Source organism: Balnearium lithotrophicum, from assembly GCF_900182585.1.
Lineage (GTDB): Bacteria > Aquificota > Aquificia > Desulfurobacteriales > Desulfurobacteriaceae > Balnearium > Balnearium lithotrophicum.
In genome coordinates, this window is sequence record NZ_FXTM01000005.1 from 59,455 (window position 1) to 71,950 (window position 12,496).

General features: G+C 43.6%; 14 protein-coding genes. 9 read left to right on the forward strand and 5 right to left on the reverse strand.

The genetic code is table 11. The features are described 5' to 3' along the window. The first annotated feature begins 36 nt into the window (after positions 1-36). The 7 genes from FN732_RS02750 to FN732_RS02780 are packed head-to-tail and all read left to right on the forward strand — an operon-like array spanning position 37 to position 5,826. On the forward strand, positions 37-1,707 hold the full coding sequence (locus FN732_RS02750; RefSeq protein WP_142934448.1) for a carbon starvation CstA family protein: 1,671 nt from the start codon (positions 37-39) through the stop codon (positions 1,705-1,707). Continuing rightward, the gene (locus tag FN732_RS02755) at positions 1,694-2,038 is read left to right on the forward strand and encodes a putative Se/S carrier protein (protein ID WP_142934450.1); all 345 of its coding nucleotides are present in this window, start codon (positions 1,694-1,696) and stop codon (positions 2,036-2,038) included. The genes FN732_RS02750 and FN732_RS02755 overlap by 14 nt, the downstream gene beginning before the upstream one ends. Further along, complete coding sequence (locus FN732_RS02760; RefSeq protein WP_142934452.1) at positions 2,035-3,012, forward strand: NAD(P)H-dependent glycerol-3-phosphate dehydrogenase; 978 nt, start codon at positions 2,035-2,037, stop codon at positions 3,010-3,012. Before FN732_RS02755 ends, FN732_RS02760 begins: the two co-directional genes overlap by 4 nt. Beyond that, positions 3,012-3,482, forward strand: coding sequence for a hypothetical protein (locus FN732_RS02765; protein WP_142934455.1), 471 nt, complete (start codon positions 3,012-3,014; stop codon positions 3,480-3,482). The genes FN732_RS02760 and FN732_RS02765 overlap by 1 nt, the downstream gene beginning before the upstream one ends. Beyond that, complete coding sequence (gene phoU, locus FN732_RS02770; protein ID WP_142934458.1) at positions 3,475-4,185, forward strand: phosphate signaling complex protein PhoU; 711 nt, start codon at positions 3,475-3,477, stop codon at positions 4,183-4,185. The genes FN732_RS02765 and phoU overlap by 8 nt, the downstream gene beginning before the upstream one ends. Further along, entirely contained in the window at positions 4,166-5,023 is an 858-nt protein-coding gene (locus FN732_RS02775; RefSeq protein ID WP_142934460.1) for a prohibitin family protein, read from the forward strand. The genes phoU and FN732_RS02775 overlap by 20 nt, the downstream gene beginning before the upstream one ends. Beyond that, on the forward strand, positions 5,020-5,826 hold the full coding sequence (locus tag FN732_RS02780) for a metal ABC transporter permease (RefSeq protein WP_142934463.1): 807 nt from the start codon (positions 5,020-5,022) through the stop codon (positions 5,824-5,826). Before FN732_RS02775 ends, FN732_RS02780 begins: the two co-directional genes overlap by 4 nt. On the opposite strand, the gene FN732_RS02785 is transcribed toward FN732_RS02780, so the two are convergent. Genes FN732_RS02785 through FN732_RS02805 form a run of 5 tightly spaced genes read right to left on the reverse strand, consistent with a single transcriptional unit; the run spans position 5,812 to position 10,624 of the window. Further along, positions 5,812-6,519 (reverse strand): DUF72 domain-containing protein, encoded by a 708-nt coding sequence (locus FN732_RS02785; RefSeq protein ID WP_142934465.1) that lies wholly within the window; start codon positions 6,517-6,519, stop codon positions 5,812-5,814. The two genes, FN732_RS02780 and FN732_RS02785, sit on opposite strands and share 15 nt — an antisense overlap. A gap of 21 nt (positions 6,520-6,540) precedes the next feature. Beyond that, complete coding sequence (purB, locus tag FN732_RS02790; RefSeq protein WP_142934467.1) at positions 6,541-7,866, reverse strand: adenylosuccinate lyase; 1,326 nt, start codon at positions 7,864-7,866, stop codon at positions 6,541-6,543. A 34-nt stretch (positions 7,867-7,900) separates the two neighbouring features. After that, positions 7,901-9,262: a protoporphyrinogen oxidase gene (hemG, locus tag FN732_RS02795; RefSeq protein WP_142934470.1), complete on the reverse strand. Its 1,362-nt coding sequence runs from the start codon at positions 9,260-9,262 to the stop codon at positions 7,901-7,903. 12 nt (positions 9,263-9,274) lie between these two features. After that, a complete protein-coding gene (gene hemH / locus FN732_RS02800; RefSeq protein WP_142934472.1) occupies positions 9,275-10,210 on the reverse strand; it encodes a ferrochelatase in 936 nt (311 codons plus the stop codon). Beyond that, on the reverse strand, positions 10,211-10,624 hold the full coding sequence (locus FN732_RS02805) for a secondary thiamine-phosphate synthase enzyme YjbQ (protein ID WP_142934474.1): 414 nt from the start codon (positions 10,622-10,624) through the stop codon (positions 10,211-10,213). Between the two features lie 73 nt (positions 10,625-10,697). Here FN732_RS02805 and FN732_RS02810 point away from each other — a divergent pair, with 73 nt between their 5' ends. Then, entirely contained in the window at positions 10,698-11,279 is a 582-nt protein-coding gene (locus tag FN732_RS02810) for an FAD-dependent oxidoreductase (RefSeq protein ID WP_142934476.1), read from the forward strand. Positions 11,280-11,310: 31 nt separating this feature from the next. Beyond that, positions 11,311-12,495 carry a formate-dependent phosphoribosylglycinamide formyltransferase gene (purT, locus tag FN732_RS02815; RefSeq protein WP_142934479.1) on the forward strand — a complete coding sequence of 395 codons (1,185 nt, stop codon included), beginning with the start codon at positions 11,311-11,313 and terminating at the stop codon, positions 12,493-12,495. The last annotated feature ends 1 nt before the right edge of the window (position 12,496 follow it).

The following is a 12,496-nucleotide window of genomic DNA, read 5'->3' on the forward strand; positions in this document are numbered from 1 at the left end:
TATAATTTCCTCAAAATGTAAATACCGGAGGATAGAATGGTTATTCTCCTCTTTCTGACAGCTGCCGTTATATTTGCAGTTGCTTATATAACCTACGGTAGATTTTTGAGAGACAGGGTTTTTAAACTGAAAAAGGAGAATAAAACTCCTGCCCACGAATTTAGAGACGGTGTTGATTACGTTCCAGCCCCAGCCCCCGTCCTCTTGGGACACCACTTTTCCTCGATTGCAGGAGCAGGTCCCATCGTTGGTCCTATAACTGCAGCATCATCTTGGGGATGGTTACCTGCCTATCTATGGGTTCTCATAGGAAACATCTTTATCGGCGGCGTTCACGATATGAGCTCTTTAGTTGCATCAATTAGAAACAAGGCAAAGTCAATTGCAGAAATAGGGGGAATGTACCTTTCAAAGAGGGCTGGATTTTTGTTTAAGCTCTTCATCTGGCTTGCACTCCTCTACGTTGTTGCCGTTTTCATAAACGTTGCTCAGATAACCTTTAACGCCAAGGTTCCGTTGATTGAGGGTGGAAAAGTTGTAGAGCTCCTTCCTATAGGTGGAGGTGTAGCAACGTCTGCACTAATCTACATAGTCCTTGCCGTTATTTTCGGGATTTTAATCTACAGGTTCAATCTATCCTTAAAAGTGACAACTGCAGTTTTTGTCATTTTAGTCTATCTGGCAGTCTACGTTGGACAGCTCTTTCCGATTAACCTTTCCCCCAACGTTTGGAACGTAGTTTTGCTCATATACGTTGCCGTTGCATCGGTTACTCCGGTTTGGATTCTCCTCCAGCCGAGGGACTACCTTTCAAGTTTCCTTCTGTACGGAGCTCTAATTGGAGCTGGCCTTGGGATTCTCCTATCGTTTGGGAAGTTTCAGCCTCACATTCCTGCCTTTTTAGGATTTAACAGCGACATTGGACCACTCTTTCCCCTTCTCTTTGTAGTTATTGCCTGCGGTTCAATTTCAGGATTTCACTCGTTAGTTTCGTCGGGAACAACATCTAAACAGCTAAACAGTGAACCCGACGCTCTAACCGTTGGTTACGGGGCAATGCTCTTAGAGGGAATCGTTGCAGTTATGTCAGTCATCTTTGTCCTCATTCTCACAGTTCCAGAGTTTCAAATTCTGAAGAAGAACGTCGCAGCGATTTATGGAACGGGAGTTGGGAGGTTTATGTCAATTCTTGGAATTCCTGAAAATATAGGTGTTGCATTTGGAATGCTTGCCCTCTCTTCCTTTATACTTACAAGTACAGATACAGGTACAAGACTTGCCCGCTACGTTTTTACAGAATTAACGGGAGTTACAAACAGATTCGTTGCAACGGGGATTTCCCTCATTATTCCAGCTATTTTAGTTTTCCTAAAGTACAAAGACCCCGCTACGGGAAAGGTTCTTCCCGTCTGGAAAGCCCTCTGGCCTGTATTTGGAGCTACGAACCAACTTATAGCGGCACTTTCCCTGTTTGTCGTTATGGTTTGGATGATTAAAACCGGAAAGTACTGGTTTGTCACAGGAATTCCCTCTCTCTTTATGGCAGTTATAACACTCTGGGCTTTAGTTATGCTCTTTTTAAAGTGGAAATTTACGGTAATAGGAGTTGCAGCCCTAATTCAGGTTTTCTTAGCCCTCTGGATTTTTTACGAAGGTTTCTTAGCACTTAAAAAACTTAGAGAGGAGACTTTTAATGGCGGAGGCTAAAAGTTTAAGTGAAAAGGTATTTTTCATCGCAACTGGAATCAGGCTCCACTTAAAGGAATACTTTTTGAGAATTACTGGACTTTTCAAACAATACGAATACTGCATCTCCTTTCCCTCAATTCCTGAGGGTTTAAAGGCTGAGAAGTACTTGAAGGAGTTTAAGGCCGTATCAATTCCAATTCCAAACGAGATTTTTGAAGGTTGTGGAGTAGGTATTTTGGTTAAGGAGGAAGACCTTGAAAATCTGTTAAAACACTTAAAGGAAAAGGGAATTTTAGTTTCCGGTGTATTTAAGAGGGAGGGAGAAAAATTTGTTGAGGTGAAGCGTTGAAAATAGCAGTTTTGGGCTCTGGAAGCTGGGGTTCGGCACTCTCCATCCACTTTGGAAGGAACGAATTTGATGTTGTTCAGTGGTGCAGAGAGAGGGAGGTTTCTGAGGAAATTAACTCCTTTAGGGAGAATAGAACCTATCTTCCCGGATTTAAGTATCCGGAAAGGGTAAGGGCAACTTCCTCCGTTGAAAGAGCTTTAGAGGGTGTGGAGATTGTTTTCTCTGTAATACCAACTCAGTTTACAGCCTCTTTCTGGAGGGACAATAAGGAGCTCCTACATGGAAAATCCTTGGTCTGTGCGAGTAAGGGAATAGAGATTGAAAGTTTAAAAACGCTCTCTGAACTTTACGGTGAGATATTTGGCTCTTTAGAGAACTATTACGTCCTCTCGGGTCCAACCTTCGCGAGGGAAATTGCTTCAGGTCTTCCTGCTGCAGCTGTTGTATCAAATGAAAACTTGGAGAGGGCTCTCAATATAGTTAAGCTCCTAAATACTCCCTCCTTCAGGCTCTATGCCTCGAGTGATGTTAAGGGAGTTGAATTGGGGGGAGCTCTGAAGAACGTTATTGCAATCGCAACGGGAATTTCCGATGGCATGGGATTTGGAAACAACGCAAGGGCAGCACTGATAACGAGGGGACTCCACGAAATTAAGAGGCTTGGAAGGAAATTGGGAGCAAGGGAGGAAACCTTTTACGGCCTTTCGGGAGTCGGCGACCTTGTTCTAACCTGTACAGGAGACCTTTCAAGGAACAGACAGTTTGGAATCTCAATAGCCAAAGGAGATAGGAGGGAAGGAAACTTCGTCGTTGAGGGTGTTTACACAGTAAAGGCCGTTCATGAGCTATCCAAGAGGCTAAACATTGAGATGCCAATATCTGAGGCCGTATATAGAATTATCTATGATGGAGTTGAACCGAAGGAGGTAATAAGGGAGCTCCTTTCAAGGCCTGTAAAGGAGGAAAGCAGTTAATGGGATGTTGCAACTTTGGAAGAGAAGATGAGGAATTTCCGTTTGAAACAGAGGCAGAGAAACTAATAGAGGGAATAAATCCCCAGTGGAAGTTAAATAGAACATTCAGGGTAAGAACAAAAAAGGAGGAAATCAAGAGGAAGCTTGAATCTGTAAGGAATGCACTTATTGGTTTTCCAGAAGAGGGAAAAATCAACTATCTAATATCGCTAATGGAAAGACCTATTCCGGAGGAAAATAGGGATAAATTTTCCTTTATAGTTGATAAATACCTCATTCCCTTTTTAAACAGGTTGGTTTTTTACAGGGTTAACGAGCCGGAAGGGGCTGAGGAGCTTAAGTTGATAATCGAGGAAATTTTTAAAGAGGTTTCAACTTTTAAAAAGAGGTTGAGGGAAAAGGAGATAGAATCTGCTTTGGATGTACTGATTGGAGCTCTATACCAGCAGCTGGAGGAGGGAAATGATTGAAAAGTACGTTTTAGACCTTGATGAGCTTAAGAAGAGTTTTATTGAAATGGCAGATATGTCTAAAAAGATAATAAACGATGCCATGGAATCCCTCATGGAGAGGGACAAGGAAAGAGCAAAAGCCACGTACCAGTACGATAGACTCATTGACCTTAAGGAACTTGAAATTGAGGAGAGGTGCATAAGAATTCTTGCCCTCTACTCACCCGAAGCTGCAGATTTGAGATTGGTTGTTTCCATTCTAAAGAGCATAGTTGACCTTGAAAGAATAGGTGACTTGGCAAGGGATATATGTGAAACGGCAATTAGGCTTTCAGAAGTTCCACCAATAAAGCCCTACGTTGACCTTCCGAGGATGCTTAAAATTGTTTCAGACATGCTGAAGGACTCAGTAATGTCCCTTTTAAGGGGTGATGTTGAGCTTGCAAAGGATGTTATAGACAGGGACGATATCGTTGACAGCTTCTACGAAAGGCTCTTCGATGAACTTGTTGAAATTTCTCGGAAAAATCCTGAGAGTGCTGCAGTTGCCGTCAGACTGATACTCGTAATCAAGTCCTTAGAAAGGGTAGGGGACCACGCAACAAACATTGCAGAGTACGCAATTTACTACAAAACGGGGGATGTTGTTAAGCACAAAAAGGCTCAGGAGTACCTGAAAAAACTTAAAGAGAAGGAGAAGAATGAGAATAGAGGAGATTAAACCTCCAAAGAGCGATGCTCCGAGAATTTTAATTTTGTTTATCCTAATAATCCTAATTGGTATTGCCCTCTTTCAGTCTGTTAAGGTCATAGAGACAGGTGAAGTAGGTGTAAGGTTAAGGCTTGGAAAGATTGATAGAGAGGAACTGTACCCTGGCGTCCACTTCCTCATTCCTATCATTGATAGAGTAGTTATCTTTTCAACGAGGGTGAACAAGATAGACTTTTTGAATGCAAAGGGGAACCCCGTTACGGCTCTGAGTGTTGAGGGACTCCCTGCAAAGTTGGACATAACCGTTCTGTACAGAATAATTCCCGACAAGGCCGATGAAATATACAGGAATTTCGGAACGGACTATGCAGAAAAAATAGTTGTTCCAATTGTCAGGGAAACTGTTAGAAACGTTGTAGCCCAGTACAAAATAGAAGATTTGTATTCAACAAACAGGGGAAAGCTTCAGAAGGAAATATACGAGAGGGTAAAGGAGAAGCTTAAAAGTTCAAACATCGATATCGTTGACGTTCTACTTAGAAACGTAGCCCTTCCTAAAAAGGTTGTTGAGAAAATTGAGGAGAAGCTGAGGGCCAAAGAAGAAGCCGAGAAGATGAAGTACGTTATTGAGAGGGAGAAGTTAGAGGCTCAGAGAAAGATTACAGAGGCAAAGGGTATTGCAGAGTCAAACAGGATAATTTCAGACTCCCTCTCTGAAAAGTACCTCCAGTGGTACTATCTAAAAACACTAAAGGAGCTCGCTTCAAGTCCTAACAATACATTTGTAATAACACCCTACGACCAGAAGCTCATTCCTATGCTCAACCTAAACGGAAAAACAAAATGATTCAGAATCCCCTAATCTTCTTAGGCTATGACTTTGGAATTAATGCCCTGATTTCCTCAATCCTTGCCGGTCTTTCCTGTTCTTTAATCGGTTCCTACGTGGTTTTGAGGAAGATGAGTTTTGCAGGAGCAGGGCTCTCACACGTTGCATTTGCCGGAGTTGCTTTTGGTTTTTTATTGGGAATATCTCCAATACTGTCTGCCTTTCTATTTTCAGTACTGGCCTCTTTTGTCCTATGGTACTTTCAAACGAAGAAGGGACTCCATTTTGATACCACAATGGGAATAATTTTTGCTACAAGCATGGCTTTAGCCGTTATTTTTTTAAGTCTTTCAAAAACTTACGGAGCTGCAGTCCTTTCGTACCTCTTTGGAAGTCCGTTAGCGGTTGAGAAAGTTGATATAACAGTTCTCGCTCTCGTATCGGTAACCGTTTTAATCTTCTACATTCTCTTCTGGAGGGAAATATACCTCATTAGCTTTAGTGAGGAGATTGCAAAGGCATCGGGTTACAACGTTGAACTAATCACTCTAATTATGAGCTTTTTGGTAGCTTCCGTTGTTACGCTCTCTTTAAAGTCCGTTGGAGCTCTTTTAGTATTTTCCCTCTTGGTTATCCCTTCTGCATCTGCCTATAAACTTGCCAAGAGCTACTTTCAGTACATCCTCTACTCAGTTATGTTTGGCCTTCTGTCTGGAGCTTTAGGAATGTTAATATCCTTTTCCTTGGATGCACCTTCAGGAGCCACAATAACCTTGGTTTCCTTTCTGCTCTTCCTCTTAACAAACTTAAAGTCCCAATAACTCCTTTAATTTTAATGCATTAAAGACAGCACTTCCATCTGCAGTGTTGTTGAAGAAGGCGGCTTTCACCCTTGATTTAGCCTTCCTAATCCTCTCTGAAATCTCCCTTAGCTCATCATCGGAGTAGCTACCTCTGTAGAGCTCCTTTCCGTGAAACCTGAAGTAGGAGAGCTCCTCCGTCCCATTACAGTCCCTCAACCAGTTTAAGCCCTCCGGAAAGTATGAACAGACAACAGTTGTTTTTATTTCCTTTAGAAAATCCTTCCAATCGCTGTTTCTCAACTCAACGGAAATCAAAATTCCCTCATTACCGAACCTGTCAATCAAGGAGTTTAGAAACTCCAAATTCCTTTGATTTGGTCTAAAGCTACTTGGAAACTGGGCAAGTAAGCAAATGAGTCTTTCACCTAAAATCTCCTTTACTTCAAGAAAGGGAGAAATGTTTTCATCTGTCAGTTTTCTGTAGTGGGTTATTCCTCGGTAGAGCTTAAAGACAAAACCTAAACTCTCGCCGTCCCTCTTTAACCTTTTCAGGGAAGATTTTTTCGGTAGCCTGTAGAAGGTTGAATTAACCTCTAAACCGTTAAAGTGCTTTGAGTAAAATGAAAGCCACTTACTCTGAGGTAAATCCTCAGGGTAGAAGATTCCCCTCCACTCCCTGTAGAAAAAACCGCTGATCCCTACAAAAACCATCACTGCAGTTAGGGGGGGAGATTAAGCCTCCCCGAAAACTCTCTTGAATATGTAGTCTACGTGCTTGGTGTGGTAGGAAAGGTCAAAGATTTCCTCTATCTCCTCCTTAGATAAGACCTTTCTAACCCTCTCATCCTTTAGAAGGAGCTCCTTAAACTCAACTCCCTCCTTCCAGACCTTCATCGCATTCTCCTGAACAACTGCGTAGGCATCCTCCCTTGAAAGTCCTCCCTTTTCGATGAGAGTTAGAAGAACTCTCTGGCTGAAGATTAGTCCTTTGAGGAGGTTTAGGTTCTTCAACATGTTTTCTGGATAAACAACCAAGTTTTCCATGAGGTTTGCAAACTTCTGAAGCATGTAGTCAAGGGCTATACAGGCATCTGGAAAGACCGTTCTCTCTGTTGATGAGTGGGAAATGTCCCTTTCGTGCCAGAGGGGAACATTCTCCATACCGACTATTGATGCACTCCTTACAACCCTTGCAAGTCCACAGAGCCTTTCAGAGAGTATTGGATTCCTCTTATGGGGCATTGCAGAAGAACCTTTCTGACCCTTTCTAAAGGGCTCTTCAACCTCCCTGACCTCAGTCCTCTGAAGGTGTCTAATTTCTGTGGCAAACTTCTCTATGGAGGATGCCGTTAGGGCAAGGGAGTTAAGAAACTCAGCGTGTCTATCCCTCTGGACAACCTGGTTTGAGGCCTTTGCGTGTCCTATTCCTAACTTCTTACACGTGAGCTCCTCAACCCTTGGGTCAATATTTGCAAACGTTCCAACTGCTCCAGAGAGCTTACCTACAGCTGCCCTCTCCGTTGCGGCCTTTACCCTCTCGTAGTTTCTCCTCATTTCGTCGTACCAAATCGCAAGCTTTAAGCCGAATGTTATGGGTTCAGCGTGTATTCCGTGGGTCCTTCCAACCATAACCGTCATTTTGTGCTCGAATGCCCTCTTTTTTATGGCCTCCATTACCCTTTCAATATCCTTTAGTAGGAGCTCCCCAGCCTGCTTTATTTGAAGTGCAAAGGCTGTATCCAACATATCTGAAGATGTCATACCGAAGTGGAGGTACTTTGCCTCATCTCCAACAATTTCCCTTATGTACGTCAGGAAGGCTATAACGTCGTGGTTTGTTACTTCCTCTATCTCGGAAATCCTCTTTGTATCGAAATCCTTCTCTCCCTTTAGGTATGGTTCAACCTTTTCCTTTATTTTTTCAACGGCCTCCTTTGGAATTTTTCCAATCTCTGCCCAGCTTTCAGCAGCAGCCACTTCAACCTTTAACCAGTTTTTCAGTTTGTTCTGCTCGTCCCAGATTCTTCCCATCTCAGGCAGTGTATAGCGAGGTATCATTCTCTCCTCCTGAATTTTTGAAGGGAATTATATTTCACTCCAAAATCTCCTTAGCCGTTTCTTCGGCAAGTTTTGTGCAATCGTTGACTCCAACTCCCCTGTAGGCATTTGAGCAGAAGTGAAGGTTTCCAATCCTCCTTCCCAATTCAAAAATCCTGTCAACCCTTTCAGAGTGTCCAAGACTGTAGTGGGGAATGCCCTTTTCGTGCTTAAAAACTTTAATAAACTCCGGGTAGTGACGAATCTTCATAATTCTCCTTAACTCCTTCAGAGAAATTTCAACGAGCTCCTCCTCTGAAAGCCCTGCAAGCTCTGGCTGTCTTGCTCCTCCTACCATAACCCTTATGAGTACCTTTCCCTCTGGAGCTCTGTTTGGAAAAACGGAGCTGTCCCAGAGAGCTCCCAAAATCTTCCTACCTTCACTCTTCGGGATTAAAAATCCAAATCCGTCAAGGTCGTGACCCAAACCTTTACTTTGAAAACCTAAGGCAACAACGGAAATTGGAGAGTACTCTATCTGGGAAAGGAGGTGTGAGAGCTCCTCGTTAACGGACTTTAAGAGCTCCGATGCAGAGTAGGCAGGAGTTGAAAGAATCAAGTGTTCAAACTCATCAGATTTCTCCTCTCCTCCTTCTCTCCAGGTAACAACCCAGTATTTTCCTCTTTTTTCAATATTCTCTGTACTTACGCCGGTTTTAAGGTCGTTTCCAAGTTTTTCAGAAAGGGCATTGATAAGGTCGCTAACCCCTCCGACAAAGGAAGTCAAAACTCCCCCCGGCCCTGCAGGTCCAGATGAGGAACCCTTAGACTCCTTCATCTTGGCAATTAATCCCTTTATCAAACCGCCGTACTTTTTCTCCAATTGGTAGATGGCCGGAAATGAAGCCTTCAAGCTCATCCTTTCGGGGTCACCTGCAAAAATTCCTGCAACCATAGGGTCTAAAAGTTTTTCTAAGGCCTCCTCTCCGATTCTCCTCCTTGCAAAGTCTGCCAGCGTTTCGTCTGACAAATCCCTTTTTGGAGGGACAAAAAGTTCTCCAACCAACCTTAACTTTCCCTTCCAGCTTAAAAGGTAGGAGGAGAGAAAGGCAATTGGGTTTTCGGGAAGCCTCACTAACCTCCCGTTTGTATAGATAAACCTCTTTCTTGACTTATCGGAGCTCCTGTAGAGTTTATCCTCTATTCCCAAAGCCTTTACAAGGTTTAAGGTGTAGGGTTTTCCGTCCAAGAATCCGTTTGGTCCCGTTTCAACGATGTATCCCTTCTCGTAAACGGTCCTCATCTTTCCACCGGGTCTCTCTTCTCTCTCAAGAACAGTAACATCAGCTCCGCCCCTTTTTAGATAAAAGGCAACGGAAAGGCCAGAAACTCCTGCTCCTACAACGCAGACCTTCATTTCTACTCCAAATTAGTTTTTTCTTAATTTATTTATTTCTTCAGAGATTGCAGATATTAAAAGGGGGTGTTTGTGGTCCAACTTAACTCTCCTGTAGTCTAACCCTAAATCCCTGGCCAGATTCCCGTACTCAACATCAAGCTCGTAAAGTGTTTCTATGTGCTCAGAAACAAAACTTATCGGAAAAACAACAACCCTTTTAAATCCCTCCTCTCCAATTCTCCTTAACGTTTCCTCCGTTGAGGGTTCCAACCACTCTATGGGGCCAACTTTGCTCTGGTAAGAAATTCTGAACTTGTACTCAGGGAAAGACCTCATGACTTCTGAAATGGTTCTTCTAATCTCCTCGGGGTACGGATCCTTCTTTTCCTCAACAAAGTACTTTGGAAGGCTGTGGGCGGAAAAGAGAACGACCGTTTTATCAGAGGGTAGATTCCTTAACTCCTTTTTTAAAAGCTCCCTTATCCAGTTTAGGTAATTTCTATTTAGAGTCCACGATTTAACGTGTCTTATCTCCGTCTTTCCCTTTAGTAACTTATCCACATCCCTGATACAGGCCCCGACAGTTCCGTAGGAAAATTGGGGGTAGAGGGTTATGTGGTAGAGTTTCTCAACTCCACTTTTTAGAATTTCCTCTGCAATTTTCTCAAGGAGTGGCTCTGAGTAGAGCATTCCTAAAAATGTTTTTAATCCTACATTCTCCTCAACTAACCTTGACTGTTCCACCGAGTTTTTAACCAAGGGGCTCCCTCCCCCTATTGCCTCGTACTGAGGTTTAACCTTTGGAGCTCTGAAAGTTGCTATTAAGTAGGCAAGGGGCTTTTGAAAAATCTTTGGAACTCCAAAGTTAATAAGGTCTCTATCTGAAAAGAGCCTGTAGAGAAAGGGCTTAATCTCTTTTAAGTTTGAGGGAGCTCCCATGTACGTAATTAAAACGGCTTCTCTCATCTACTCTCCAATAATTTTGATAATTACCTTCTTTGGCCTTTGACCGTCAAACTCTGCATAGAAAATCTCCTGCCAGGGGCCGAGGTCTAACTTTCCGTCCGTTATAGGAAGGACCACCTGAAGGTGAACAAGGAGATTTTTCAAATGGGCATCACCGTTGTCCTCACCCGTTCTGTGGTGTTTGTAGTCAGGTCTAAAGGGAGCCAATTCTTCCAGCCACTCCCAGATATCCTCGTGGAGCCCTTCCTCATCGTCCTGAATTATCACGGCTGCAGTCAGGTGCATTGCAGAGACGAGGCACAGTCCCTCCTTGACTCCGGACTTTTTAACTGCCTCCTTAACAGTATCCGTAATCCTTATTAAGTCTCTCCTCTTTTTCGTATTAAAGGTCAAGTACTCTGTGTAGCTCTTCATAGAGGCCTCCTTAAAAATTTGAAAATGATACTACATCGGAACAATTTAAATTAAAAACTTTCAGGAGGAGAAAATGTACTCTGTTGCCATTGTAGGAGGAGGACCTGCAGGACTCTCCTGTGTACTGACACTTGCAGATGGAGCAAGGAGGTTTGACTTTGCCAAAGAGAAGAAGTTTTTAGTTGTTGACAGCGGTTCTTCGGATGTCCTTAAGGCCGTTTTAAACAACGTTCCGGGAGTTAAAAGGGGAACAACGGGAGAGGAGTACTTAAACCTTCTAAGGGCTCAGGTAGAGGAGTTTGAGGATGTTAATATCGTTGAAGGGGAGGTCTGTGAGGTTAACGGGGAGAAGGGAAACTTTACAGTGGTTCTATCGGATGGAAGGGAATTTAAAAGCGAAATAGTTGTCTTTTCAACGGGATTTCACTCCTTCAACGTAAAAACTGAATTGGTTGAAGTTATTCCACATCCAAGGTCTCCAAGGCCTGGAAAGATTGCACTTAAACCGAAAGCAGAGGGAGTTTACATTGCAGGGCTTTCTGCAGGAGAGATAACAATGGTTGCAGTGGCTTCAGGGAGTGGAGTTGACGTAGCTTGCAGGATACTGTCGGATTGGGCAGGAAAGGTTGTTGTAGGCCACGACTCCATCAAGTAGAATATCGGCAATTCCATTTAGGAGAGAGGAAATGAGAATAGGAACGCCTCTATCGCACAACGCTACAAAGATTCTCCTTTTAGGAAGCGGGGAGTTGGGCAAGGAGTTTGTAATTGAAGCAATGAGGTTGGGAGTTGAGGTTATCGCCGTTGATTCGTACCAGGGAGCTCCTGCCCAGCAGGTTGCCCACAGGTACTACGTTGTTGATATGAAGGACGGAAAGCAGCTCAGAAATATCGTTTACAGGGAAAAACCGGACTTTATAGTTCCGGAAATTGAGGCAATAGATACCAACATGCTCATTGAGCTTGAAAAGGAGGGTTTTAACGTCGTCCCTTGTGCAAAGGCAACAAAGATAACTATGGACAGAATTGGAATAAGGAGACTGGCAGCAGAGGAGTTGGGTTTAAAGACCTCAAAGTACAGGTTTGCAGAAACCTATGAGGAGTACAAAAGGGCAGTAGAGGAGTTGGGATTTCCCGTTGTCGTAAAGCCCGTCATGAGCTCCTCAGGAAAAGGACAGAGTGTAGTTAAGAGTGAAGAGGAATTAGAAAAAGCCTTTAAATATGCAAAGGAGAACGCAAGGGGAAAGGGAAATGCCCTCATCATTGAGGAATTCATAAACTTTGATTTTGAAATAACCCTCCTAACAGTTAGAACAAAAAATCAGGGAACACTTTTCTGCGAGCCTATAGGCCACAGACAGGTTGAAGGGGACTACCACGAGAGCTGGCAGCCTCAACCTATGAGCGAAGCTGCCCTTTCTAAGGCAAAGGAGATGGCCAAAAAAGTTACTGATGCTTTGGGAGGGTACGGAATATTTGGCTGTGAATTCTTCGTTAAGGGCGATACGGTTTGGTTCAGTGAGGTCTCCCCGAGGCCCCACGATACGGGAATGGTAACGATGGCAAGCCAGAACATGAGCGAGTTTGAAATTCACCTGAGGGCAATCTTGGGACTTCCCATACACATTGAGCTGATTTCCCCGGGGGCTTCGTACTGCTTCCATGCAAGGACAAACTCTGTAGCTCCATCGTACGAAGGAATAGAGGAAGCCCTTAAAGAGCCGAACGTCTGGGTCAGGATATTTGGAAAGCCAACGACAAGGCCAAAGAGGAGAATGGGCGTTGCCGTTGCAAGGGCTGAAACCGTTGAAAAAGCAAGGGAGAAGGCAAAGAGGGCTGCAGAGTCGATGAGGGTGATAGAGGAGCTCTAAG

What these genes read in the sequence shown, in the direction of transcription:
- FN732_RS02785 (WP_142934465.1), bottom strand. Translation starts at nt 6,519, where the DNA reads ATGGTTTTTGTAGGGATCAGCGGTTTTTTCTACAGGGAGTGGAGGGGA.
- purB (WP_142934467.1), bottom strand. Translation starts at nt 7,866, where the DNA reads ATGATACCTCGCTATACACTGCCTGAGATGGGAAGAATCTGGGACGAG.
- hemG (WP_142934470.1), bottom strand. Translation starts at nt 9,262, where the DNA reads ATGAAGGTCTGCGTTGTAGGAGCAGGAGTTTCTGGCCTTTCCGTTGCC.
- FN732_RS02755 (WP_142934450.1), top strand. Translation starts at nt 1,694, where the DNA reads ATGGCGGAGGCTAAAAGTTTAAGTGAAAAGGTATTTTTCATCGCAACT.
- FN732_RS02805 (WP_142934474.1), bottom strand. Translation starts at nt 10,624, where the DNA reads ATGAAGAGCTACACAGAGTACTTGACCTTTAATACGAAAAAGAGGAGA.
- hemH (WP_142934472.1), bottom strand. Translation starts at nt 10,210, where the DNA reads ATGAGAGAAGCCGTTTTAATTACGTACATGGGAGCTCCCTCAAACTTA.
- FN732_RS02765 (WP_142934455.1), top strand. Translation starts at nt 3,012, where the DNA reads ATGGGATGTTGCAACTTTGGAAGAGAAGATGAGGAATTTCCGTTTGAA.
- purT (WP_142934479.1), top strand. Translation starts at nt 11,311, where the DNA reads ATGAGAATAGGAACGCCTCTATCGCACAACGCTACAAAGATTCTCCTT.
- FN732_RS02810 (WP_142934476.1), top strand. Translation starts at nt 10,698, where the DNA reads ATGTACTCTGTTGCCATTGTAGGAGGAGGACCTGCAGGACTCTCCTGT.
- FN732_RS02775 (WP_142934460.1), top strand. Translation starts at nt 4,166, where the DNA reads ATGAGAATAGAGGAGATTAAACCTCCAAAGAGCGATGCTCCGAGAATT.
- FN732_RS02750 (WP_142934448.1), top strand. Translation starts at nt 37, where the DNA reads ATGGTTATTCTCCTCTTTCTGACAGCTGCCGTTATATTTGCAGTTGCT.
- phoU (WP_142934458.1), top strand. Translation starts at nt 3,475, where the DNA reads ATGATTGAAAAGTACGTTTTAGACCTTGATGAGCTTAAGAAGAGTTTT.
- FN732_RS02780 (WP_142934463.1), top strand. Translation starts at nt 5,020, where the DNA reads ATGATTCAGAATCCCCTAATCTTCTTAGGCTATGACTTTGGAATTAAT.